Source organism: Oceanithermus profundus DSM 14977 (assembly GCF_000183745.1).
Taxonomy (GTDB): domain Bacteria; phylum Deinococcota; class Deinococci; order Deinococcales; family Marinithermaceae; genus Oceanithermus; species Oceanithermus profundus.
Genome location: NC_014761.1, coordinates 2081196 through 2106261 on the forward strand (window position 1 = coordinate 2081196; position 25066 = coordinate 2106261).

The following is a 25066-nucleotide window of genomic DNA, read 5'->3' on the forward strand; positions in this document are numbered from 1 at the left end:
CTTGGCCCCATGATACCGCCCCGGAAGGGGGACATCCCGCGGGGTAAGATGGGGCCCGTGGGAGCCCTCTACCGCCGCGCCCGGCCCGCCACCTTCGACGCCGTGGTGGGCCAGGAACACGTCAAGGACGTGCTGAAGAGCGCGATCCAGAAGGACCGGCTGGCGCACGCCTACCTGTTCTCGGGTCCGCGCGGCGTGGGCAAGACCACGACCGCGCGCCTGATCGCGATGAGCGTGGGCTGCGCGGCCGAACCCGAAAACCGGCCCTGCGGCGAGTGCGAGAACTGCCGCATGGTGCGCGAGGACCGCCACCCCGACGTGGTGGAGATCGACGCGGCCAGCAACAACTCGGTGGAGGACGTGCGCGAGCTGCGCGAGCGGATCCTGCTCGCCCCGCTGGTCGCGCCCAGGAAGGTGATCATCCTCGACGAGGCGCACATGATGTCGAAGAGCGCCTTCAACGCCCTGCTCAAGACGCTCGAGGAGCCGCCCGAGCACGTGATCTTCATCTTCGCCACCACCGAGCCCGAGCGCATGCCCGCGACCATCCTCTCGCGCACCCAGCACTTCCGCTTCCGCCGCCTCAGCGAGGAGGAGATCGCCGGGAAGCTGGCCGCGGTGCTCGAGGCCGAGGGGCGCCGCGCCGAGCCCGAGGCCCTGCGCCTGATCGCGCGCATGAGCGGCGGCGCGATGCGCGACGCCGAGAGCATCCTCGACCGGTTGCTGGCGCTCGACGTCGACCCGATCACCCGCCAGGCCGCGGAAGAGGCCCTGGGGCTGCCCCCGGCCGAGCGCGTGGCCGCGGTGGCCGCGGCGCTCGACTCCGGCGAGGTGGACCGGGCGGTGGCGGAAGCCCAGCGGCTGTTTTCGGAGGGCTATTCGGCGCGGACGCTCACCGAGCAGCTCGCCCAGGCGCTGCAGGCGGGCCTCTACGCCCGGCTGGGGCTGGGCGAAGGGCCCGAGCTCGCGTCCGACCCCGAACGGCTGATCGCGGCGCTCACGGCGCTGGACGAGCACACCGAGAAGCTGATCCGACGCGAGGACCCGTTCACGCTCGAGCTGGGGCTCTTGCGCGTCTACGCCGCGCTGCACGCCGCACCCGCGGCCCCGGCGGCCCGGGCGCCCGAACCCCCGCCCCCCAGGAAGACCGCACCCCGGGCCGCCCCCGCCAAGGCGGCCGGGCCTGCGCCGCGGGCGGCGAACCCGGAGCCGGCGCCCGCAGCCGAAAAACCCGCGGAAGCAGAAGACGCCGCGCCCCCGGCGGCCGGAGAGGTCGACCTGACCGCGGCCTGGCGCCGGGTGCTGGGCGAGGTGGGCATCAAGGTGCGGGCCTTCCTGATCGAGGCCACCCCCCACCTCGAGGACGACGCGCTGGTGCTCGTCTACGACGAGGGGCACCGCTTCCACCACGACCGCGCCCGCGAGCAGCAGGCCGTCGTGGAAGAGGTCGTGCGGGCGGTGCTGGGCCGCGGGGTGCGCTTCGAACTGGGTAAAAAAAACTCGGTAGCGCCTAGCCCCGGCCCGCCGACGCGCCCGCCCGCCGCGCCCCCGCCGGCGCAGGAAGCGCCCGAGCCGGCGGAAGCGCCGGCGGCGCCCCCCGAAGAAGCCCCGCCCGCGGCGGAAGCGTCCCCGGCGGAAGAACCGCCCGCGCCGGAACCCGAACCGCCTCCAGCCAAGCCGCGCCCGCAGCGCGGGGGCCGCGGGTCGGCGTCCCCGCGGTCGCGCCGGGAGCGCAAAACGCGCGAGGCCGCGGAGCCCCGCTTCGACAAGATCGAGCTGCTCGACGACCCCCGCTTCAAGAAGCTGCAGAGCCTGTTCAAGGCGCGCCTGCGCCAGGTCTGGCGCGAGCCCGCGGAGGGGGAGGAAGTCGAAGACGAGGCCGCCGGCGAGGCCTGAACGTCGGCGGGGGCGACGCCGCCGCCCCCGCGAACGTGCGACACTGAGGCATGACCTACCTCGTCACCGGGGCCACCGGGTTCATCGGTGGCCGCCTGGCCCGCCGGCTGCTCGCCGCCGGCCACAGCGTGCGCGTCCTCGCCCGCCGCCCGGAGGCCGCGGCCTCCCTGGAAGCCGCCGGCGCCCGGGTCCACCGCGGCGACCTCACCCGGCCCGAAACCCTGCAGCCGGCCATGGACGGCGTGGACGGCGTCTTTCACGTCGCCGCCTGGTACGCCATCGGTGCCCCCGCCGCGGCGGCGGAAGCCACGAACGTTCAGGGAACCCGGCACGTGCTCGAGGCCGCACTCGAGCTGGGGGTGCCCAAGGTGGTGTACACCTCCACGATCGCCGTCTACGGCGACACCCGCGGGCGGCTCGTGGACGAGGGGTACCGCTACGACGGGCGCCGGCTCGGCTGGGCCAGCGCCTACGACCGCACGAAGTGGCTCGCCCACTACGAGGTGGCGCGCCCCCTGGCCGAGGCCGGGCTGCCCCTGGTCACCGTCCTGCCGGGGTTGGTCTACGGCCCCGGCGACCGCAGCCTGATCGGGGACCTGCTGCGCCGGCTCGTCTGCGGCCGCACGCTGGCGGTGCCGGCCGAGACGGTCTACTGCTGGTCCCACGTCGACGACGCGGCCCATGCCCACGTGCTGGCGATGGAGCGCGGCCACCCGGGCGAAGAGTACATCGTGGCCGGCGAACCCCGCAGGCTCGTGGCCGTCCTGCGCCAGGCCCGCCGCTGGATCGGCTCCTCCTCGCGCATTCTGCCACTGCCGCACGCGGCCCTGAGGCTGCTGAGCCGCCTCGCCCGCCCGTTCGACGCCCGGATGCCCCCGGTCTACACCTCCGAAGGCCTGCGGGTCGCCACGGTGAGCTACACGGCCGACCACGCCAAGGCGCGCGCCGAGCTGGGGTACGCCCCGCGGCCGCTGCGCGAGGGGTTGCCGCCGACCCTGGAAGCCCTGCGGGACGAAACGCGCTGCGCCACTCGGTAGACTGAGGGCATGAGCAAGCGTCTCGTCGTCATCGGTGGCGTGGCCGCGGGCATGAGCGCCGCGGCCAAGGCCAAGCGCAGCAACCCCGACCTCGAGGTCGTCGCCTTCGAAAAGTCGCGGTACGTTTCCTACGGCGCCTGCGGGCTGCCCTACTACCTGGCCGGCTGGATCGACGACGTGGAGAAGCTCGTGGCGCGCACGCCCGAGAAGTTCGCCAAGCAAGGGGTGAAGGCCCTGGTGCGGCACGAGGTCGTCGAGGTCGACTACGAGGGCCGGCGCGTCAAGGTGGCCGACCTGGACGGCGGCCGCGAGTTCTGGGAACCCTTCGACTACCTGGTCGTTAGCACCGGGGCGCGGCCGGTGCTGCCCCCGATCGAGGGGGTGCACCTCCCCGGCGTCTTCACCCTGCGCCAGCTCGAGGACGGCGAGACCATCATGAGCGCGCTGCACCGGGCCCAGCGCACGGTCATCGTGGGCGCCGGCTACGTGGGGCTCGAGGTGGCCGAAGCCTTCCGCGCCCGCGGCAAGCAGGTCACGGTCGTCGAGCTCGCCGAGCGCGTGCTGCCCGCCGCCGACCCCGAGGTGAGCGCCCTCGTGCACGAGGAGCTGACCAAGAACGGCGTCCAGGTCGTCACCGGCACCGAGGTGGAAAGCCTCACCGGCCTGGGCCGGGTGCAGGCGGTGCAGACCAGCGCCTTCGAGATCCCCGCCGACCTGGTGCTGCTGGCCGTGGGCATCCGCCCCAACGTGGGGCTGGCCACCTCGTTCGGGGTGCAGACCGGACCCACGGGCGCGATCGCCGTGGACGAGCAGCTGCGCACGAACCTGCCCGACGTCTGGGCCGCGGGCGACGTGGCCGAGAGCGTGCACCTCGTCACCGGCGAGCCCTACTGGCTGCCGCTCGGCGACGTGGCCAACAAGCACGGCCGCACCGCCGGCACCGTGATCGCCGGCGGCCGCGCGCGCTTCAAAGGCGTCGTCGGCAGCGCCATCACCAAGATCTTCGACCTCGCCGTCGCCTTCACCGGCCTCAGCGAAGAGGACGCCCGCAAGGCCGGCTTCGACGCGGGAAGCGTCTGGATCCGGTCGGCCGACCGCGCCCACTACTATCCGGACCCCCACCCCCTCCACGTCAAGCTCGTCTACGAGCGCGGCTCGGGCCGGCTTCTGGGGGCGCAGCTGGTGGGGCACAGGAACGACGCCCTGCGCGTCGACGTGGTGGCGGCCCTGCTGCACCGGGGCGGCACCGTCGAGGACCTGCGGGCCCTCGACCTGGCCTACGCGCCGCCCTTCAGCCCGGTCTGGGACCCGCTGCTCGTCGCCGCCAACCAGGCCAAGTAACGCCGATGAAACGCGGGCTCGTCCTCGCGCTGGCGTTGCTGCAGCTCGCGGCCTGGGCCGCCGGGCCCCTCGGCCGTCCGGCCCCGCCCTTTGCGGGCGTGACCCTGGACGGGGCGCGCTTCGATCTGTCCGAGCACCTGGGGCGGCGGCCGATCGTGCTGCACTTCTGGGCGAGCAACTGCCCGCCCTGCCGCGCCGAGGCCCCCTACTGGGCGCAGGCCCAGCAGGCCTACGGCGACCGGCTGCTCATCGTCGGCGTGGACGTGCAGGACCTCCCTGCGATGGCGCGGGAGTTCGTGGCCCGCTACGGCTGGAGCTTCCCCAACGTGCAAGACGGCACCGCCGCCGTGGCCGCGGCCTACCGGATAACGGGAAAGCCCACCACGGTCTTCGTCGGCATCGACGGCACCGTGGTGGGCTACCACCCAGGCCCCTACGGGAACGCCGCGGCCTTCGAGCGCGACCTGCTGCGGCTGATCCGCTGGCGGCCCTAGCGGTACTTCAGGACTTCCATCAGCTCGTCGACGATCTGGTCGGTGTCGCCGCGCTGGGCGGCGGTGACCACGTGGTCGCGCAGGTGGCTCCTGAGGATGAGCTCGCCCACCTTGTCGAGCGCGCCCTCGACGGCCTTGATCTGCTTGAGCACGTCCACGCAGTAGACGCCCTCCTCGTCGAGCATGCGCAGGATGCCTTCGACGTGGCCGCGCACGCTCTTGAGCCGCCGCTGTGCCTCGGCGCGGGTGTCGGGGTCCAGGTGCAGGTGCACGCGGGTCTTCATGCCCCCAGCCTACCCGAGCGGCTGGGCCCGGTAGCCTTCCTCCTCGATCGCGGCCACCAGCTGGGCGGGATCGGCCTGACCCCGGACCAGCGCCTCGCCGCGCTCGAGGCTGACCTCGACCACTTCCTCCACGCCGCCCACCCTCGCGAGCGCCTTCTTGACCGCCATTACGCAGTGGTTGCACGTCATGCCTTCGACCTTGAGTTTGATCATCGTTCGTCCTCCCGCGTCCAGTATAACCCACCCCGGGTGGGGTGGGTTGGTTCATTTCTCATGACTCCGGCCTAGGGTAAAGCATGCCGTCCGGCCGCCTCCTTCTGCCGCTCGTTCTCGCCCTGTTCGGCCTGGCCGTGGCCGCCGTGCCCGGCCCCACGTCGTGGCCCGCCCCGCCGTTCGCCGCCGAGCGGCTGGACCGGCCGGGGGCGGTGCTGGACCTCGCCGAAACGCTGGGGCGGCGGCCGATCGTGCTCAACTTCTGGGCCAGCTGGTGCGTGCCCTGCCGGATCGAGGCCCCGGTGCTGCGCGACGCGGAGCGGCGCTACCGGGGGCGCGTGCTCTTCGTGGGGGTCAACCTGCAGGACACCCGGAAAGGCGCGCGGGCCTTCATGGAGACGTTCTTCTGGACCTTCCCCAACGTTCGCGACCCCCGGGGCGCCGTGGCGCGGCGCTACCGCGTCGGCGGCATCCCCACCACCGTCTTCATCGACGCCGGGGGGCGGGTCGTGCGGGTGTGGACGGGCCCCCTCGACCCCGAGCGGCTCGAGGCCTTTTTGCGCGCTCTCATCGGGACGCCGGAGGGTTAACGTGTCCCATCTTGACGCTGGTATCATCAAGTCCGGAATGAGGCGAATCGGACTCCTGGGGGTGGGGTTGTTGCTCGTCGGCGCGGCCTTGGCCACGCCCGTTCCCCCGTACCGCCCGCCCAGCGAGGCGATCCCCTTTAGCGGTCCGCTGCTCGGCGGCGGCCGGTTCGACCTCAAAGCCTACCTGGGGCAGACCCCGCTGGTGCTCAACTTCTGGGCCAGCTGGTGCGGCCCCTGCCACCGGGAGGCCGAGGTGCTGGAGCGCTTCTTTCGCGAGTTCGCCGGCCGCGTCGCCTTCGTGAGCGTCAACGTCCAGGATCCGAGCGAGAGCGCCCGCGCCTTCGTGGAACGCTACGGGCTCAGCTTCCCGGTGGTGCAGGACGGCGGCGCCGACGTGGCCTGGGCCTACCGGGTCACCGGCCTGCCCACGACCTTCTTCATCGACGTCGACGGCCGCATCCGTTTCGTGCACCAGGGGCCGCTGCTGGCCGAGCAGCTCGCCCGCTACCTCGAGCGCCTGCTCGAACCCGGAGGAGAACGCTGATGGACGCCGTTTCGCTGGGCCCCTTCGTGATGCCGCTGGACCGCCTCTTCACCCTGCTGGCCCTCGCCGGCTTCCTCGCCACCGCCGAACTGATGGCGCGCAGGCTCAAGCGCCCCTTCCTTTCCAACTGGGCCTGGAACGCCGTCTTCGCCGGCCTGGTCGCCGCGCGGCTGGGCTACGTCGCCGGCCACTGGCCCATCTACCGCGAGGACCTGCTCAGCGTGCTCTACTTCTGGCAGGGCGGCTTCGCCCCGCTGTGGGGCCTGCTGGGCGGCCTCGCCTACACCCTCGCGGCGTTCCGCGGACGCCTGGGGGAGCTGCACCTCGTCCTCTGGCCGGCGGCGGGCGGCGCCCTCGTCGCCGCGGCGCTCTTCGGCATCGCCGCGGTCAAGGTGCCCGAACAGGCCGAGCTGCCCGACCTGACCCTGACGACCCTCGCGGGCGCGCCGCGCAACCTCGCCGACTACCGCGGCCAGCCCGTGGTGATCAACGTCTGGGCGACCTGGTGCCCCCCCTGCCGCCGCGAGATGCCGATGCTGGCCCAGGCCGAGACGGAGAACCCCGGGGTCGCCTTCGTCTTCGTCAACAGCGGCGAAACCGAGGCCCAGGTGCGCGCCTTCCTCGACGAAGAAGGGTTGTTCTTCAACCACATGCTCCTGGACCCGGGCCAGCGGCTGATCCCCCGCCTGAACGTGATCGGCTACCCCACGACCTTCTTCTTCGACCGCGACGGGATGCTGGTGGCGCGCAAGACCGGGGAGCTCAGCCGCGCCGCCCTGGAGGACTTCCTGAAGCGCATCCGCTGAACCGGAGAACCCATGCCACCGACCCGCGTCCTTTTCGTCTGCCTGGGCAACATCTGCCGCAGCCCCCTCGCCGAGGGCGCGGCGCGCAAGCTCGTGCGCGAGCGCGGACTGGAGGACCGCTTCCGCTTCGACTCCGCGGGCACCGCCGGCTACCACGAGGGCGAGCCCTACGACCCGCGCGTGCGGAAGGTGCTCGCGGCCCACGACGCGCTCTTCCCGCACACCGCCCGCCGCATCACGGCGGAGGACTACCGCGCCTTCGACTGGATCCTGGGCATGGACGAGGAAAACCTGCGCGACCTCCGGCGCATGGCCCCGCCGGGTGCCTCGGCGCGCATCGCGCTCGTCACCGAGCCCTGGGGCGGCGGCCGGGTCACCGACCCCTACTACGAGAGCGATTGGGCCTGTGAGCAGACCTACCTCGAACTCGAGGACCTGGTGGGCCGCTGGCTCGAGCGCTGGTCGAACGGCGAAGATGGACCCGAGGGAACTGCTTAACCGCGCCGGGCTGCCCCCCGAGGGCCGGGCCGAACCGCTGGCCGGCGGCGACATGGGGCGCGTCTGGCGGCTGGGGCCCTACGTCGTCAAGACCCATCCGAACCCGCCGCGGGGCCTCTTCCCCGCCGAGGCCCGGGGCCTCGGCGCGCTGGCCGCGGCGGGCGTGCGCGTGCCCCGGGTGCACTGGGTGGGCGAGGAGGGGATCGTGCTCGACTACCTGCCCCCCGGACCGGCGGACTGGGCGGGGTTGGGGCAAACGATCGCCCGTCTGCACGCGCACAGCAGCGCGCGCTACGGAACCGACGACCCCGTCTTCCTGGGGCGGTTCGAACTGCCCGCGGGAACGCGGACGGACTGGACCGGCTTCTGGGTGGAGCGGCGGCTGCTGCCGCTCCTGCAGGCAACCCGCAGCGCCCTGGGGGAACTGGCCGGGCCGCTGGAGCGTTTCGCGCGCGCCTTCGACTGGCCGGCCGAGGGTCCGGTCCTCGTGCACGGCGACCTGTGGAGCGGCAACGTACTGATGAGCGCCGAGGGCCCGGCGCTGATCGACCCCTCGGCCTGGTACGGCGAGCGCGCCGTGGATCTGGCGATGATGCGGCTCTTCGGCGGGTTTCCCGAGGTCTTCTGGTCGAGCTACGAAGCGGCGCGGCCCGTTCCGCCGGAGGTGCGCGAGGCGCTGCCCGCCTACCAGCTCTACTTTCTGCTGGTGCACGTGCACTTCTTCGGCTCGGGCTACCTTTCCGGGGTGCGCCGGGTGCTGCAGCACTACGGTTTCCTATAGCGTAAAATGAACGGGCGCCATGGAAGGCACCTTCGCCCTGCTCGGACCGCTCGACCTGCTGCAGCTCCTCGCCCGCGGCGGGAAGAAAGGGGTGTTCCAGACCCTCGCCCCCTCGGGTAAGGGGGCCGTCTACCTGCACGGGAGCCGCGTCACCCACGCCCACTGGGGCGGGGTCGTGGGCGAGGAGGCGATGATGCGGGTCCTCCTGCTCAAGGAGGGCCGTTTTCGTTTCATCGAGGGCGCCGAGGCCGACGAGGTCACGCTCGAGCGCGACCTGGACCACTACCTGCTCCAGGCCATCCGCCGCCTCGACGACCGCGTCGAGGTCAGCCCCTTCGACCGGGTCAAGTTCGGCCAGGGCGGCCGCGTGGGGCACCTGACCCTCAACCCCGACGAGCTGGCCCTCTTCACCCACCTGAGCAAACCCATCTCGGTCCTCGACCTAGCCGTGGCCAGCGAGAAGCCGCTGCGCACGGTCATGACCACGCTGGGCCACCTCGCCCGCCTCGGCGTGATCGAGGTGGAGCACCGCGCCCCCCACACCGCCCGCCTCACGCTCGCCATCAAGGACCCGCTGCCCCCCTACGCCCACGTCGACGAGTTGCTGCTCTCGACCTGGCGGTTGCACTACGGCCGTTTCGACCACGTGCACGTGCGGGTGGACAACCGCACCCTCAGCCTCCCGGTGCGGGGCGCCGAGAACCTCGGCGGCCTCCTCCTCCTCGGCACCGGTCAGCTGATCATGCACGAACTGCAAGCCGGCCAGACCCTGATGGTCTGGCCGGCCCTGCCCCACGCCGGTGGGGCCTGATCGCGTTCGCTAACGCACCCGCACCCGGTAGCAGACCGTGCCGCCGGCACCGGCGCGCAGCAGGGGCTCCGCCCTGAGCGTCACCAACCCGTAAGCCCACGCGCCGGCGTCGGCGTCGGCCGCCGCGCTGAGGCGGTGCGCCGTACCCGAGGCGTCGGTCCAGAGCAGGGTCTCGTCGGCCGCGGGGTCGCTGTCGTAGGCGTCGGTCACCACGTCGGCGAAGTAGGGCACCGGATCGTGAATCGTCACGTCGGTCACGTCTTCGGTGCCGTCGTTGAGGTAGCGGATGCAGTACTCGAGCACGTCGCCCGGGCGCGCCGCCACCGCGGTGGCGTAACCGGACGCGGGCACGTTCTGGGTGACGTTGCGCACGACCTTCTCCAGGCTTAAACCGCCCTGAACGCGCACGGTGGTGGTGTCGACCACCGCGTCCACCTCGACGACGCCGGGGTTCTGGTCCCAGGCCAGCTCGGCCGTCAGCTGCGCCAGGTCCACGGCCCCCTCGGGCTCGCCGTCGGGCACGAGGACGCGCACCTCGACGGCGCAGGCACGGAACGAACCGTCGGGGTCGCGCGGCCAGGCGTCGGTGACGCCGAAGCCGGGCTGCTCGGTGGCCGAAAGGGTCCGCCAGGGCTCTGAGGCGTCGAAGCCGCCGCTGCAGTCGGCGTCCACCCGCACCTGGTAGACGTAGTCGCCGCCGGTGCGTTTGAAGGTCACGACCCCCTGGGTGCCGGGCTTGTAGGTGTGCACGTAGGTCACCGCGCCGGGGCTGGTGGCCGTGCCCTGCTGGTCGGAGCGGAAGGCGCCGTCGCGCACGACCCCGAAGTTGCGGTCGGCCAGCTGCCGACCTGCGAGGCCCGCGGCGTCGCCCAGGAGCTGGGCAGAAGCGGTGTGGTCGGGGTCGGTCGCTGCGGTCGCGTCGGTCCAGTCACCGGCGGGCTGGACGGTGCCGGGGAAGTTGTAGCCGCTGGCGGGGCGCTCGTCGTGGAAGAGGCGAACGCTGCCCCAGTCGGCGGGCACGTAGACGGCGTAGCGGCCGTCGGCTCCGGTAAGCACGGTGCGTCGGCGGGTGCCGTCGCCGACGGTGACGGGCACCGAGGGCACGCCCGGCTCGCTGCCGTCCTGCACGGCGTTGTTGGGGGTGCCGGCGGCGTTGCCGGTGTCGTAGAAGACGGTGCCGGTCACGAGCGCGCCGTGGAAGAGGCCGAAGTCGTGACCGCCCGAAGGGGTCTGCGCCTCGACCTGCCCCGGGGTGACGACGAGCGGCCGGACGCCCGCCGGCGGGTTGACGTAGAGCCAGCCGTCGGCCTGCGGGTCGTAGGGCGTGGCGTCGTTCGGGTCGTTGTTCTCCGAAAGCACCAGGCAGTAACTTCCGGCGCGCACGGCCGTGAAACCGTAGCCGCCCGTCCCGTCGACGGTCGCCACTTCTTCGGCAGGGACAGGGAAGCCGTTCGTGCAGTCGCCGTCGGGATCCGCGAAGCGCTTGACGTAGAGCGTGGGCGGGTTCGCCGAATCGAGGTCCGTCGGCCCGACGGCCGGATCCGCACCGTCGCGCTGGCCGTTGGGGTCGAGGTCGTGGTAGAGCCCGCCCGAGACCGGGATGCCCGGCGGCACCACCCGGGCGTTGGCGCTGAACTCCGAGGTGTTGTTCTGGTCGTCGATGACGATCGCGGTCACCACCGCGCCCGTGGTGAGCCCGCTCACGCTCAGCGTCTTGGAGAAGCGGCCGTTCGTGAAGTCGCCGCTTTGCAGCGGAACGCCGATCACGTAGGTCCGGCCCTCGCCGTGGGGCTCGCTGGCGCCGTCGTTCAGGAAGACCTCGCCGGCGTTGTTGCCGTCGTCGTCGGCGATGTAGAGCTCGAGCGTCCAGGTCGCCCCGCCCGCGGGCTGCAGCTGCGTCGCGGGGGTGCCGATGAAGCCCTCGAGGGTCAGGTTGGCGCCGTCGAGCTCCGCCTTGGTGAGGACCGGGTAGTCCAGGCCGGCGTTTTGCTCCTGACTGCTCGTGACCCCGTCGTTGGCGCTTACGCCGTCGCCGGTGGGGTTGTCGTTCCAGGCGTTTCCGTGGGTCTGGTCCAGGTCGATGGCGATCGAGCCGTTGCCGTAGAAGCTGTTCTGGGAAATGCGGTTTCGGGTGCTGACGAAGACCCGGTTGGGATCGTGGTTTCGGGTCACCACCACGCCGGCGGCGAAGTTTCCGGAAACGACGTTCTTCTCGAAGGTGTTCCCCGAGGCCATGATGCGCGCGCCGTAGCGTTCGACGTTGTCGGCGCCGTTGAAGTAGGGGTTGTTGTCGGGGTTGTGGCCGTTGTCGCGCACCGTGTTGTTGCGCCAGACGTTGCCCCCGGTCCCCTGCCAGGAGTCCAGGCCCGGACCGTTGTTGGACACCACGCAGTTCTCCAGGACCTGCGAGCCGCCCGTATCGTCCTCGACGGAGATCCCGTCGGCGTTCCAGCGGCCCAGCCAGTTCGCGCGGCGCACCTCGTTTTGCTGGATCGTTCCGCTGCCCGAGTTGGCCCCGTAGACGAAGATGCCCTGGTGGCCGATATGGGCGACCACGTTGTGCGCGATCGTCCAACCGGAGGCCACGGAGGTTCCCAGCTGGCCGTAGAGGTGCACGCCGTTGCCGCGGGTGCGCTCGGCGGCGGCGGGAACGCTCGCGTCGGCGTGCAGGCCCACCAGGCTGTAACGCACGGTGAAGCCGGCGCCCGCCTGCACGACGAAGACGTCGCCGGTGGGGTCGGGGTCGTAGCCCGCGTCCGCGGGATCGGTGCGCGCCTGCGAGCCCGAGCCAAAGGCGGCCACGCGCTCGATCAGCACGTTGGGGCCCGGGGTGTCGACCTTGAAGACCCAGTCGTGGGTGGCGTCGGCCTTGACTTCCAGCTCGGGCAGGTCCACGGCGGCGAAGGGGACCTGGTCCACCCCCACGGCGCTGCAGCTGCGCGGGGCGCTGCCGGCGTTGGGGTTGCGTGCGGCGGTGCCGCTGGCGTAGTCGAAGGCGGCGCCGCTGACGGTGGTGTCGCCGTCGGTGATCGCGGGCAGCGGATCGTTCGGGGTCACGGCCACGGTCCACCAGCTCCGGCCCGCGGGCAGGGGCACCGCGGGGGTGAAGCGCATGGCGTTGCCGCCGGAGATCGCGTTGGCGTTCTGGAGGAACTGGCGCAGGCCGCCCTGGGCGGTGCGGTTCGCCGCGGCGTCGTCGTCCTGGTCGCTCGTGTTGGTGACGACGTTGAAGGAAAAGCCGAAGTCGACGCCGGTGACGATGCCGTCGTGCACGCCCACCTTGGCCACGTGCTCGGCGCCGGTGAGCGCGGAGGCGTCGTCGGATACGCCGCCGCGGCGGCCGCCGAAGCAGACGCCGTCCGAGCTGCGCGGCGCGGCGGCGGTGGCGCCGTCGGCGTCGGCGTCGCAGAGCGCACCGCCCCAGGCGCCGCCGGCGCCGTAGGTCTGCTCGGCCCAGACGTCGCCCTGGCCGAACCCGGCGTTGAACCCGGCGGCGGGGGCCACCGTGCGCGAGTCGACGACCACCCAGTAGTCCCCGTCGGGGATGTTCTGGAAGGAGTACTCGCCCTGGGCTGTGGTGGTCGCGGTCTGCCCCGCGACCGGGGTGTCGCCGGCGTCGGGCACGCCGTCGCCGTCGTCCTGGTAGAGGGTGATGGTGACGTTCGGCACGGCCACGGCGTCGGCGAGGTCGCCGTCGCCGTTCACGTCCTCGTAGACCGTGCCTTTGATGATCGCAAGCCCCACCGAGGTGCCCAACACCTGGGGAAAGAAGTGATCGCCGTTGGTGAGGTAGCGGGTGCGGATGGCGTCGATGCCGGGGGGCAGGTTGCCGAGCTCGACGGTGTCGGCGTCGAAGCCCAGCTGGTTCTTGTAGTTGGGGTCCTTGGCCGTGAACTGCGCGCCCAGGTGGCTGATGCTCGAGTTCCAGAAGTTGTCCTGGGGGTTCTGGGCGTCGGAGACGTTGCTCAGCGTTCCGGGCAGCGGGCCTACGAGCAGCTGGTCGCCGCTGATGCCGTCGTCGCCCTCCCAGACGATCGCCGAGAGGCGGAAGAGGTAGCTACCCGTCACGGGGGTGTCGAGGTTGGTGATGTCGATGTCGATCGAGCCGCCGCCGGCCAGCTTGGCGTAACCGGCGTCCACGGTGATCGTGCGGTAGGTCTCGCCGGCGCTCGAGTAGACGACGAGCAACGCCCAGCCGCCGTAGAAGCCCAGGCCGTCGCTGTTGCCGACGACGGCGTCGATGTCGGCGGCCCAGTAGTCGCCGCTCGGGTCGGCGAGGCCCTGCAGCAGCGCCGTGACGTCGGCGTAGGCGGCGTAGGGATCCCCGTTGTTGTACTGGCCGGTGATGTACTCGGTCCAGTCGGAGGTCACCGTGGTGTAGCCGGTGCCGCCGGGCAGCTTGAACTTGAGCGTCTTGTTGCCCGAGGCCGTCGTGGTGCGCGCGCCCCAGACGAGCGCGGCGTACTCGACCTGGCTGCCGGCGGGCAGGCTAAGCGTCGCCCGCGAGGAGCTGGTCGTGGCGGCGTCGCTGTCGACGTCGATGAAGCCCATGGACCGGTTGCCGTTCTGGATGCCCGAGCTGTTGGGGTCGCAGCTCGTGCAGGTGACCAGCGCGTTACCGATCGTGAGCAGGTTGCCGCGGAACTCGCTGCCCGCGTTGGTGTACTCCCGCTGGAAGTTGCGGATCGTCTGCGCCTCCACGACCCCCGTATGGATCCAGAGGACGAACACCATCAGGATCCACCCCAAGCGGGCCAGGACGCGGCTGTTCATGGTCCGACTCATTGGTTACCCCCCTGAGGCTGCGGATCCTCGGATCCGCCGAAGAGATCGAGCCTGAGGTAGACGCCCGGGCGGGCTTCCGGGGTCAGCCCCTGGAAACCGCCGAAGGTGTAGCCCAGGTTGACCCATACGGGGTCGGCCACGCGGAAGCTGCCCTCGAGGTTGAAAGCGGTGCGCGACACGCCCGCGCCCGGCTGCCACAGCGCCAGCAGCCCGGCGCCCAGGCCGAAGCGCGGCGTGAAGTAGTAGTTGGCGCCCAGGCCCAGCTGATAGAGGCTGCCGCCGGGGTCGCCGAGGGCCACGCGGTAGGCGGCGCTGGGGCGGAGCTGGAAGTTGAGGTTCGGGTGCCAGACCGGCGCGAACTCACCTTCGAGCGTCGTGGCCGCCGCGTGCACCAGGCGGTGGTAGGTGAGGAACTGCAGCGCCGCGCCGCGGAAGGCGTAGGCCAGGGTGAAACGGCCGCGGGTCTCGCTCGCCAACACGTAGTTGGCGTCGAAGGAGACGGTCTGGCGCGCGTCGAGCTGGCCGGTGGCGCCGCTGCGCAGCGTCAGCTTGCCGCCGTGGGTGCCGGCGGCGCCCTCGACGCCCGCGGTGGCCGCGATCCGGTCGGTGCGGTAGCGCACGCCGACGCCGGCGGCGAGCTGCTGGTCGCCGCCGGCGAAGCTCTTCTCGTAACCGGCGCTGAGGTCGAGGGTGGTGCGCTCGCCAAGGGGCAGCGGAACGTCGACGCCGAAGCGGGCCCGGTTGCCGTCGCCGCTGGCGCCAGGCAGCTGGTAGCTGAGGCCCAGGTTGGCGGGCCCGAGGCGCTGCTTGAGGCCCACGGTGCCGCTCGTGCCCACGCCCCAGGTGTGGGCCAGCTCGGCCTCGGCCTCGAGGTTGGCGTCGACGAGGTAGCGGGCCGCCAGCACGCTGAGCGAGGGGGCGGCGGAGAAGCTCTGGCGGTGGGTCAGCGACGCCTCGGCGCGCTCGGTGCGGTATCCGACGCGGCCCACGCCTTCGAGCGCGGCGCGGCTCCAGTCGTACCCGAGACCGAGCCCGCCGGTGATCCGATCGAAGCGGCGCTCGTAGAGGACGTCGCTGCGCTGGTCGCCGGTCGCAGCCCGGTGTTCGAAGACGACCGCGTCGCGCTCGGAAAGGTGACCGGCCAGGCGCAAGCGGCCTTGCAGGGCGCCGTCGTAGCGCAGGTCGCCCGCGGCCTCCACGCGGCCCCGGCGGCCGCTCGCGCGCAGGGTGAAGACCGAGCGGCCCGCGTCGAGGCCGTAGCCGATCGCGGCGGAAACGTCGGCGTCCTTGTAGGCGGCCTCGGCGCCGAACTTCCAGGTGGCGCCGCGGTCGAGGCTGGCCACGCCCGCGCCGAAGCTGAAGGGTCCGCTGCGGTAGCGGCCTCCGGCCCCGAAGGCCAGGACGCTGCGCGCGGTGCTCGCGGGCGCGTAGGTCACGCGCAAACGAACGGGCTCGAGGTTGCGCTCGCTGGACCAGAGCGGCCGCGCCAGCGTGAGCACGCCGCTGGGGGCGTCGAGGACGTAGTCGCGCAGCGGCACGAGGCGCGTCGTCCGGGCGCCGGTGATCAGCTCCACGGTTTCGCTGCCGGGTTCGGCGGGCTGGCTGAGCAGGTAGGTGCGGGTGCCGTCGGGCACGATGACCTCGCTCACCTCACCGGCCGGCAGCAGGGCGAGGAAGCCGCCCGCCTCGAGCGGCCCGCGCGTCTTGGCGTAGAGCGCCGTGGCGCTCGGCAGGCCGCGGACGCCGGGCAGGGCGAGCGCGGTGCGGTGGTATCCGGCGGTGAAGTCCTCGCGGTCGTAGCGCAGGGCCACGCCGTCTTCGGAGGCGAGGGGCAGCTCGGCTTCGGCGCCGGCGCCGGTGAGCGGGAAACGGTCGTTCGGGTCCTCGCGGTCCGCGAGGTCGGGGCGGTAGTGCGCGCCCCCGGCGTCGACGGCCGCGTTCGCGCCCAGCGCCGCCTGCAGGGTGCCGCCCGCCAGGGGCAGCTCGCCGTAGGCCCGGCCCAGACCACCCAGCTCGAAGCCGCCGCCGTAACGCGCGGTGACGCTGCCCTGGGCCAACCAGAAGGGGCGTTCGGTCCCGGCGACGTAGAAGCGGCTCTCGGACTCGATCGCGTCCTTGGCCATGCGTACCCGCACCTCGCCAGGGCGCACCATCGGCGCCAGCTCGATCTCGGCCGCGCCGTCACGCAGCAGCGCCTGGTAACCCGACTCGGCGGGGTTGGCGTCCGGGGTGAGGGGTTCGGGGTCGCTCATCACGGTAACGAATCCCGAACCCGCGGTCAGGCCGGCCGCGTCGCGCGCCTCGATGCGCACGCGCACCGGGCTGCGGCCGTCGGCGACGGCGCCGAGCGGCCGCGCCACCAGCTCGACGGGGCGGCCGGCGCGGAAGACCTCGACGACGTCGCGCAGGTCGCCGGCGCGCACCTCGACGCGGTTGGCGCCGACGGCGAGGGGCACGCCGTAGTAGCGCAGCTCCTGGACGCCGCGGGCGGCGTCGTAGGTGGCCTCGCCGAGGCGGTTGGAGCCGACGGGCTCGCCGTTCACGAGCACCTGCACGTCCTCCCCGTAGGGCGCTTCGACGAAGATCTTGAGCGCGTCGGCGTCGCGCAGCACGCTGCCCGGCGCGGGCTCGCGGATCATGCCCTCACGCTCGTTGATCTCGAGCGGCCGGGCGCGTTCGTAGTCGTCGAGGCTCAGCTGGCCCTCGAGCGGCAGCTCGCGGTCGCCCGCCAGCAGCGTGAGCGCGGGCTCGGACAGCTCGGGCAGCGGCCCCTCGTGCTCGAGGGTGTAGCTGAGCACGCCTTCGTGCGCGAAGGGCAGCTTCCAGATCAGGCGGCCGTCTGCGGCGCGGCGCGGTTCGGCCGTGGGCAGACCGTCCAGGCGGCTGCTGCCCAGGCGGTAGCGCGCCCCTTCGGGCGGCCGGTGGGCGACGAGCAGGCCGTCGCCCCGACCCTCGACCTGGAAGGGCAGGCGCACCTCGGAGACGCGCCGGGCGGTCAGCTCGGGGCGCACCTCGAGCTCCGCCCGCGCCGGGAAGGCCGCGGGGACGCCGCCCACGTAGGCGGAGGCCTGGTTCGCGAAGCGGCCGGCGGCGGTGGGCCGGGCGGGGTAGCGCAGCTCACGGCGCTCGCCCGGCGCCAGCGTGATCGTCTCGCGGGCGGCCTCCATGCCGAGCTCGGCGTCGGGCGCCTCCTGGAGGCGCACGGTGAGCTCGTGGTCGGTGGGGTTGGTGACGGTCACGGTGAACTCGGCTTCCCCACCGAGGACCACCCGCTGCGGGGCCACCCGCTTCTCGAGCCCCAGGGGAACGCGGCGGATCGCGTCGGGCGCGGTGCGCTCACCAGCATTGGAGTCCAGACGCGCGTGGAAGCGCCCCTCGGCCGCGGGACCGAAGCGCACCCGCGCGGGGTAGCAGTGCTCGGCGTCGGCGCCGGGGTCGAGGCTGCCCTCGAAGCGCGGCGCCGCTTCGGGCTCGAGCCAGTCGGGGGCTCGGTCCGTCAGGGTGTAGCTCAGCGGCGCGGGACCGGTGTTGGCGACCTGCAGGCAGACCTCGACCGCCTCGCCGGGGACGACGACGCGCTTGTCGAGGCTGCGCGTGAGCCGCACGTCGGGCGTGAGCACGCGCACGGCGGCGCTCGCGCGGGCCAGCTCGCGGCCGGCCTCGTCGAAGAGGACGGCGGTGTTCACCCGCTCGGCGGCGGCGGCCTCGGTCACCCGCGCGGCAACCTCGAAGCGGCGTACGGCGCCGGGCTCGAGGGTCAGGCGCTCGTCCAGCCCCTCGCCGCTCAGGCCGGCGGGGAGCACGTCGCGCACGCGGACGGCGCCCGCGCGCTCACCCACGTTGGCGACGCGCACCGCGAAGCGCGCCTCGCCGCCGAGGGGCACCTCGGGCGTCAGCGCCTCCTTCTCGATCGTGAAGGAAGCGGGGCGGCGCACCTCGAGTCGGGCGGTCCGCGCGGCCGCGCAGGGGCGGCTCGTCGCCTTCACCTCGTAGACGCCGGGGGCCTCGGCGCGGGCCGAAGCCACGAGCTCGAGCGGCCGGCCGGCCTGCACGGTGCCGCGGATCGCCGGGTTGCCCTCGAAGCGCAACCCCGCGGGGGCGTCGAGGCGCAGCTCGGCGGGGAGCGGGTAGGGGTAGGCGGTCTGCAACCTGGCGACGACGCGCACGCGGTCTCCGGCGCCGGCCACGGCGGGCGTGACCTCGAGCCCCAGCTCGAGCACGGGCACGACGTTCAGCGCGACCTGGGTGCGTTCCCCGGCGCGCACGACGACCTCGGCCGGGGCCTGCACGCGGGCCCCGGGAACCTCGACGGCAACCGGGTAGCGGCCCGCGGGCAGCTCCACCCGGGCCTCGCCCGCCGCGTCGAGCTCGACGCGGCGGGCGCCCAGCTTCACGACCAGCGGCGCCGGAAGGCGCTCGGCGGCGCAGACCGCCGCGCCCTCGAGCGCGACCGTGCCCGTCTGCGGGCGCAGCACGAAGCGCACCCGCCCGCCGCCGGGTCCGAAGAGGACCCGGTCCTCGGCCAGCTTCTTGCCGTAGGTCGCGGCGGTGGCCACGTGGGTCCAGCCTTCGGGGACCTTCGTGAGCCGGACGGTGCGGTCGTAGTAGCCGCTCGTCGCGTAGGTGGCGCCCGCGACGGGCCGCCCCTCCTCGTCGACGACCTCGACGGCGACGTCGCCCAGGAAGATCTCGAAGCCTACGGTGTTGGTGAACTGCTTCGCCCCTTCGGGCTGCCGGAAACCGAAGCGGTAGGTGCCCGCCTCGTCGATGGGGTAGCGCACCCAGCCGCCGTTGGGCGGGGAGGGCAGCGCCTCCTCGGTGCCGTCGGGCTTACGGGCGCGCACCTCGAGCTCCTCGGGCCCGTCGCCGTCGTAGATGCCCACGACCAGCGGCGCCGTCCAGCCGCGCTTTTCGAGCGCGAAGGGGTAGACCCACTTGGGCCCGTGGACGTTGTAGGTCTGCATCGAGCCGGGGGCGACCTGCAGGGTCACCTTGGCGGGGTCGCCGTCCAGCTTGAAGGCAAGGGCGTTCTTGCCGTTGCCGAAGAACTTGACCGTGATCAGGTAGTCCCCCGGCGAGAGCACGCCGTCGACGAGCTTGTACCAGCGGTGCGGCTCGACGCCCCATTCCTTGCGCAGGCGCACCGCGCCCGCGGCGTCGAAGATCTCCAGCAGGGTCTTGAGCTCGCCCTTCCCCCCGTCGTAGCGCTCGTCGCCCAGCTCGTTGGGGGCGCGGTAGTCGCCGGGGTCGAAGCCGGGCGAGTAGACCGAAAGCTTGAGCGGGGTGCGCTCGGTGACGCGCAGCACCAGCTCGAGCCGCGCCGACTCCCAGCCCAGCTCGGTGCCGGGCACGACGAGCGGGTGGTTCCCCACCTGCCCCACGGCCAGCGCCGAGAGCACGGCGAAGAAGACCGCGATCCAGAACCGCCGGACGCCCATCATCGCCCGCCTCCCCAACGCACGTCCGGATCGGTCAACACCGGCGCGCCTTCCAGATCGTAGGTGAGGGTGCGCTCACCCTCGAAGTCGTCCAGTTCGAACACCCTTTCACCTCCGCCGGGCAGCGGGTCCCGCACGACGAGGCCCGGCATGGGCTCGCCGCTCACGAGGTGCAGCACCACCCGGAACCGCCCCTCGCCGAGGGGAACGACCTTCTTGCTCAACGTCAGCGGTCCGTAGAAGACCTGGGTCTCGCGCACCGCGTCGATCGCGCCGCGCGGGCCGGCCAGCGGGAAGTCGCTCACCGTCAGGCCGTACGCCGCCACCCGGTGCCGGTAACCGTCGCCCAGGGCCTCGGGGTGCGGCAGCGGCGGGAAGGGCGCGGAGGCCGCGTCGAGGGCCACGAGCCAGACGCCGCCCTCCAGATCCCGGAAGGCGTAGCGGCCTTCCGCGTCGGTGACCGCCTGGCGGCCGTCGGCGAGCACCACCCGCGCGCCCGGAAGCGCCACGTCCACGCCGGGGTCGTAGCGGCCGTCGCGCCCCACGTCCAGGAAGACGCGGCCCAGGATCGTCGCGCGCCGCGAGAGGAAGACCTCCTCGGCCACGCGCACCCGCGCCCGCGCCTCACCGCTGGCCACCGCGGCGCCGCTGCGGCCCTCGCCCTCGGCCAGGGCCACGTTGTGGAGCGTGCCCGAAGCGCCGGCGACGACGCGCAGGTCGTAGGTCACCTCCAGCGTCTCGCCCGGACCCACGGTCAGGCCGGTCCAGACGAGCTTCCCGCCGCTCGCGGTCGGCTCGCTCGGGCGCGCCGAACCGGCGATGTAGCGCAGCGCGGGGTCGGGGGTGTCGGTAAGGGCCAGGGCAAGCGCGGCCGTGCCGGGGTTGTGGACCCGCAGGGTGTAGTGCACCGCGTCGCCCAGGCGCACCTCGCGCGGCGAGACCCGCTTCTCGAGCAGCAGCGCGCTGCTCCACACCGGAGTGCGGGTCGTGGGCGAGACCAGGGTGTTGGGGGTCTCGTCGCTCTGCAGGGTGAAGGCGTTCTCGATCAGGGTATCGTCGGGCACGCCGTCCTTCACGCGCACCCGCAACTCGGCCCGCCAGCTGCCGCCGGCGGGCACGTCGGCCGGCTGCCAGCGCACGCGGTGCCGCACGGGGTCGTAGGCGCCCGCGGGCGTGCTGCCCAGGTACTCCAGGTTGGGGTCGAGCCAGTCGTCCACCACCGCGTTGGTGAGAGCGATGGGGTAGCGGTTCTCGAAGCGCAGGGTGTAGGTAAGCTCGGTTCCCGCGGTCACCGTGCCCTGCGGGTCCACCGTCTTTTCCAGAACGACCTCGCCCGGAGCCAGCACCCGCACGGCCTCGTCGTAGGTGCGGTTGGTGTCGCCGGTCGCCGCCGACTCGGCGACGAGGGTGACGGTGAACGGCGGAACCACCTGGCTGGCGGTCACGCAGAAGAGGAAGTCCACGCGCTCGCCCGGTTCCAGGTGCACCGGCAGCGAGAGGGGCACCGTCGGGGTCACGTTGAAGGTGCCGTCCACCCCGGCCGGCAACCCCGAAACGCGGAGGTCGAAGCCGTCGGGCGCGGTCGAGGCGTTCTCCAGGGTGTGCGCGAAGCAGTAGGTCTGGTCGACGATCAGGTCCGCCTGCTGGCGGTCGTCGGCGCTGCCTTCGCCCCCGGGCAGCGCCCGCGGGTTGCCCACGGGACCCAGGTGGAGCCCGTAGGCGGGCAAGATCCGCAGCGAGGCGGTGGCCTCGGCGGGGCCGCCGGGGCCGCTGGCGCGCACGCGGTTCTCGATCACCTGCGGCGCCGCGCCGGGCTGGACCTCCATGCGGAAGTCGAGCACGGCCTCCTCGCCCAGGGCCAGGCCGGCGAGCTGCAACCGCAAGCCCTGCACGTTCGCGGGCTCGCTGGCCGTCCAGGTCGCGCCGTCGAAGTACTCGACCTGCCCCTTGGGGGCGGTGGCGCTTCCGGGAACGAATTGCAGACCGGTGAGCGGCTGCAGGTCGTCGCCGAGCGTGACCGCGCCACCGGTGGCGGCGTCGCCGACGTTGCGCACCCGCAGCGACACGTTGACCTGCTCGCCGGGGCGGGCTTCGGTGGGGGCGAAGGTCTTTTCGACCTGCAGGGCGGGGCCGCTGACCGCGCGGACCTCGCCGTAGTTCTCGGCGTCCTGCTCGCCGCCCAGGCAGGTGGCGCTCACGGAAGCCCACGCCGAGCCGCTCGCCGGGTTGGGCACGCCCAGCTCGAGCACCAGCCAGGCAGACTCGCCGGCGGCGAGGGTCACCTGCGTGACCGCCTGCTCGCCCGGATCCACCTGGGCGTTGCGGTTGGCGTCGAGGTAGATCGCCAGCGAGGTCGGCGTCCAGGCGGAGGCGGGGTCGGCCTGGACCGCCAGGTCGAAGGTGAAGGCGTCGTTGCCCTCGTTGCTCAGCACGTAGGTCAGGTAGGCGGTGCCGCCCACGGTGGCGTTGCTCACCTGACCGGGCCGGGCCACGGTGCCGTCGGGGCCCAGGGCGGGAACGCAGACGGGCAACACCGTCGTTTCGACGGTGTTGGAGTAGTACGTCTCGTTCTCCACCAGGGCCGCGGCCTGGTTTCGGATCACGGTACCCGCGGGCGTGGCCGCCATGGCGATCGCCACGATCCAGGCCAGCAGCCCCAGGGGTAACCAGGTACGGAAGGTTCGTTTCATGCGGTTCGTGTCTCCCGTTCAGGGTTCCCCCGCGCGGCCCGAGGCCGCGCGGGGCGGAAGGGCTATTGGACCTGGACGGTGAAGATCAGGGTGAGCGACGCGCCCGGGGCGAGCAGGTCGTTTTCGTCGACCGCGCCGTCGGCGTTGCTGTCCAGGCCGACGAAGACGGCCTGACCGGTGGCGAGCGTCGTGGGCGCGGTGGGCGACCAGGTCGTGCCGTCGGTCGAGAAGAGCAGCTGCGCACCGGCCACGGTGGTGCTGGCGGAGACGCTTGCGAAGTCGGTGTAACCGGGCAGCGGATCGGAGACGATCACCTTCTTGAGGTCCGCGGTGCCGATGTTGCTGGCGGTCACCGTGTAGCGGATGTACTCGCCGGGCTTGGCCTGGCTGGCGTCGGCGCTGGTGATCGTGGCGCAGGCCGCGTCGGCGCAGGTCTCGCCGCGCTTCTCGATGCGCAGGTCACCGCCCACCACGGTGGTGGTGTCGGTCACGCCGGCGCTGTCGTCGGTCGCGGTGGGGTAGTCGGCGTTGGCGGTGATCCGGTTGGTGTCGATCGCGCCGATGGGCTCGCCGTCGGGCACGATGACGCGCACCTGCACCTCCTGGCTGGCGCCGGGCGCCAGGTTGATCGCCGCGGCCGAGGCCACGTCGGTCCAGGTGGCGCCGCCGTCGGTGGAGATCTGGTAGGTCCAGGTCGGGTGCGTGGAGCCGGACTCGGCGAAGGTGACGCTGGCGGCCTCGTTGCCCAGGTTGCTCACGGTGTGGGTGTAGACGATCGTTCCCGGGCTGGTGACGGTGCCGTTGCGGTCGGGGGTGAAGCGCAGGTCGGCAACGGGGTTGACGATCAGGTCGGTGGTGATCGTGTCGCTGATCGCGGGGTTGGCGTTGCTCGTCGCGGTGATGGTGACGTTGTCGTCGGCGGGGTCGTTCGGGTCCTGGGTGAGCGGCGGGGCGCCGGCCGGAACCTCGACGGCGAGGACGAAGCAGGCCTTCTCGCCCGGGTCGAGCAGCCCGGTGTCGGTCACGGGCGCGGGGGCGGGGCTGTCGAGGACGCCGTCGCAGTCGGGGTCGGGGTAGATCGTGGGGGTCATGCCCGACGGCACCGTGACGCCGAGGTCGTAGGTGTCGGGGTTCTGGCCGGTGTTGCTGACCTCGAAGCCGTAGTAGGCGGTCGCGCCCGGATCCACCGCGGCGGGGGCGGGGTTGTCGTTGGCGGGGTCGCCGTCGCCGGAAGCGCCGTCCTTGGCCAGGTCGAGGGCGTAGCCCGACTGCACCGGCGGAACGACGTCGTGGGTCTCGTTCCAGACCGCCGGGTCGCCTTCGGAGGTGGCGCGCACCGTCAGGTCGGTGTCGCTGGCGGTGGTGACGTCCGCGGGAATCGTGCACTTGACGACGTAGTCGAGGGCGGCGCCGGCGGCGAGGGGGCCGACCGGGTTCGCCAGCGGGGTGGTGCCGTCGGCGGCCATGATCTGGCAGGTCCAGCCGGCGGGCACGCCGCCCACGTCGAGGGTGTAGCTGTCTTCGACGTTGCCACCGTTCGTCAGGGTGTTCTTGAAGTAGACGACGTCGCCGCCGTGAACCGCTTCGTTGATGCGCTGGGCGTCGTCGTTGCGCGGGTCGCTGGTGTCGGTCGTCTCGGCGTAGGTCCAGGTGGTGCCGCTGGGGTCGGTGTAGCTGGCGGAGAAGCCCGCGCCGTCGGAGTCGGGGTCGCCGGCGGGGCCGTTCAGGACCGCGCGGCTGGCGCCGACCGGGGTGCGGGTGGTGTTCGACTCGACCTGTTCGCCGGTGTCGCCGCCGTCGCCGTCGCCGCTGGCGTCGAAGTTGACGGTGGCGGTGTTCTCGATGGTGGTGCCCGCGGGGGTGCCGGCGTCGACGGTCACCTGGAAGCCGAGCCGGTACTGCGCGCCCTGCGGGAAGAAGGCGCCCGCGCCGGCGATGAGCAGCGCCACCTCGCTCACGTCGGAGCCGCTGGCGGGCTCGGTCGCCGTCCAGGCGCCGCCCACCTTGTAGATCACGCTCACGCTGCCCGCGCCGGCGGTGCCGCTGGCGCTGCCGAGGACGTAGGTGGTGTCGGCGGGGATCGCGTCGGCGATGAGGATGCCGTCGGTGGGGGTGCCGTCCACCACGGCCACGCCGGTCACCGCACCGGCGGCGCGGCCGCCCTTGTTGGAGCCGTGCACCGCGTAGTCGATGGTGGCGCCGGGGACGACGGTGCCGCTGGGGCTCGAGCCCTTGGCGGCGTCGAGCACCGCCTGGCTGGTCACCACCGCGCGCGCCCAGTTGGCGGTGTCGGTCTGGGACGGGTCGCCGGTCGAGGCGCCGCTGAGGTTGGCGTGGCCGGTGTTGCCGTCGGCCTCGCCGGCGGGGATCACGGCCTCCACGATCACGCAGGTCGAGGCGTCGGCGTCGAGGCGGACGCTGGTGACCTCGACCTCGCCGGGGTCGACCGTGCCGTTGCAGTTGGCGTCGTGGTAGATCTTGACGCTGCTGAAGTCGAAGGCGTCGGCCGTGCCCTGGGGCGCGGTCAGCTGGATGGTGTCGGCGATGTTGCCGGTGTTGGTGACCACGTAGTTGAAGTAGACGGGCGCTCCCTGAAGGCCGGTCTTGATCTGGCCGGGCGCGGCCTCGGTGCCGTCGGGGGTGATGGTGAAGCCGTAGACGGGCTGCACCACGGTGACGACCTCGTTGGAGGTCGTGGTCTGGGGCTGGCCGGAGGAGTCCGTGTACTTGGCCGAAGCCTGGTTGCGGATCTCCGTGCCCGCGGGCGTGCCCGCGGCCAGGGCCAGACCCAGGGCGAAGAAGAGGACGAAGACGAACTTGGAACCTACGCTGGCTAGCTTCATGAAATCGATGCCTCC

The 25066-nt window shown here is 72.7% G+C and carries 16 protein-coding genes; 10 read left to right on the forward strand and 6 right to left on the reverse strand.

Features of this window, described 5'->3' with window-relative positions; all coding sequences use genetic code 11:
- Positions 1-57 precede the first annotated feature (57 nt).
- The 4 genes from dnaX to OCEPR_RS10345 are packed head-to-tail and all read left to right on the forward strand — an operon-like array spanning position 58 to position 4768.
- Positions 58-1896, forward strand: a complete 1839-nt coding sequence (gene dnaX, locus OCEPR_RS10330; RefSeq protein ID WP_041554225.1) for a DNA polymerase III subunit gamma/tau — start codon at positions 58-60, stop codon at positions 1894-1896.
- Positions 1897-1946: 50 nt separating this feature from the next.
- The gene (locus tag OCEPR_RS10335) at positions 1947-2933 is read left to right on the forward strand and encodes an NAD-dependent epimerase/dehydratase family protein (protein ID WP_013458670.1); all 987 of its coding nucleotides are present in this window, start codon (positions 1947-1949) and stop codon (positions 2931-2933) included.
- A gap of 9 nt (positions 2934-2942) precedes the next feature.
- Entirely contained in the window at positions 2943-4274 is a 1332-nt protein-coding gene (locus tag OCEPR_RS10340; protein WP_013458671.1) for an FAD-dependent oxidoreductase, read from the forward strand.
- Positions 4275-4279: 5 nt separating this feature from the next.
- Entirely contained in the window at positions 4280-4768 is a 489-nt protein-coding gene (locus OCEPR_RS10345) for a TlpA family protein disulfide reductase (protein ID WP_013458672.1), read from the forward strand.
- Here the strand turns inward: OCEPR_RS10345 and OCEPR_RS10350 are convergent.
- Complete coding sequence (locus tag OCEPR_RS10350; protein WP_013458673.1) at positions 4765-5052, reverse strand: metal-sensitive transcriptional regulator; 288 nt, start codon at positions 5050-5052, stop codon at positions 4765-4767. The genes OCEPR_RS10345 and OCEPR_RS10350 overlap by 4 nt on opposite strands.
- A gap of 9 nt (positions 5053-5061) precedes the next feature.
- Positions 5062-5265 carry a CopZ family metallochaperone gene (locus OCEPR_RS10355; RefSeq protein ID WP_013458674.1) on the reverse strand — a complete coding sequence of 68 codons (204 nt, stop codon included), beginning with the start codon at positions 5263-5265 and terminating at the stop codon, positions 5062-5064.
- An 83-nt stretch (positions 5266-5348) separates the two neighbouring features.
- Here OCEPR_RS10355 and OCEPR_RS10360 point away from each other — a divergent pair, with 83 nt between their 5' ends.
- Genes OCEPR_RS10360 through OCEPR_RS10385 form a run of 6 tightly spaced genes read left to right on the forward strand, consistent with a single transcriptional unit; the run spans position 5349 to position 9295 of the window.
- Positions 5349-5855 (forward strand): TlpA family protein disulfide reductase, encoded by a 507-nt coding sequence (locus tag OCEPR_RS10360; protein WP_013458675.1) that lies wholly within the window; start codon positions 5349-5351, stop codon positions 5853-5855.
- Positions 5856-5892: 37 nt separating this feature from the next.
- Entirely contained in the window at positions 5893-6399 is a 507-nt protein-coding gene (locus OCEPR_RS10365; protein ID WP_083804321.1) for a TlpA family protein disulfide reductase, read from the forward strand.
- Positions 6399-7205, forward strand: a complete 807-nt coding sequence (locus tag OCEPR_RS10370; RefSeq protein ID WP_013458677.1) for a TlpA disulfide reductase family protein — start codon at positions 6399-6401, stop codon at positions 7203-7205. The genes OCEPR_RS10365 and OCEPR_RS10370 overlap by 1 nt, the downstream gene beginning before the upstream one ends.
- A gap of 12 nt (positions 7206-7217) precedes the next feature.
- Entirely contained in the window at positions 7218-7703 is a 486-nt protein-coding gene (locus tag OCEPR_RS10375) for a low molecular weight protein-tyrosine-phosphatase (RefSeq protein ID WP_013458678.1), read from the forward strand.
- Positions 7681-8484, forward strand: coding sequence for a fructosamine kinase family protein (locus OCEPR_RS10380; protein WP_013458679.1), 804 nt, complete (start codon positions 7681-7683; stop codon positions 8482-8484). Before OCEPR_RS10375 ends, OCEPR_RS10380 begins: the two co-directional genes overlap by 23 nt.
- A gap of 19 nt (positions 8485-8503) precedes the next feature.
- Positions 8504-9295, forward strand: a complete 792-nt coding sequence (locus OCEPR_RS10385) for a DUF4388 domain-containing protein (protein ID WP_013458680.1) — start codon at positions 8504-8506, stop codon at positions 9293-9295.
- Positions 9296-9304: 9 nt separating this feature from the next.
- Here the strand turns inward: OCEPR_RS10385 and OCEPR_RS10390 are convergent, their stop codons facing one another.
- The 4 genes from OCEPR_RS10390 to OCEPR_RS10405 form a co-directional block, all read right to left on the reverse strand.
- Complete coding sequence (locus OCEPR_RS10390) at positions 9305-14068, reverse strand: right-handed parallel beta-helix repeat-containing protein (protein ID WP_041554227.1); 4764 nt, start codon at positions 14066-14068, stop codon at positions 9305-9307.
- Positions 14069-14076: 8 nt separating this feature from the next.
- Positions 14077-19521 carry a hypothetical protein gene (locus OCEPR_RS10395; RefSeq protein ID WP_013458682.1) on the reverse strand — a complete coding sequence of 1815 codons (5445 nt, stop codon included), beginning with the start codon at positions 19519-19521 and terminating at the stop codon, positions 14077-14079.
- Positions 19518-22208, reverse strand: coding sequence for a DUF11 domain-containing protein (locus OCEPR_RS10400; RefSeq protein ID WP_013458683.1), 2691 nt, complete (start codon positions 22206-22208; stop codon positions 19518-19520). Before OCEPR_RS10400 ends, OCEPR_RS10395 begins: the two co-directional genes overlap by 4 nt.
- 62 nt (positions 22209-22270) lie before the next feature.
- A complete protein-coding gene (locus OCEPR_RS10405; RefSeq protein ID WP_013458684.1) occupies positions 22271-25051 on the reverse strand; it encodes a DUF11 domain-containing protein in 2781 nt (926 codons plus the stop codon).
- Between the last annotated feature and the right edge of the window lie 15 nt (positions 25052-25066).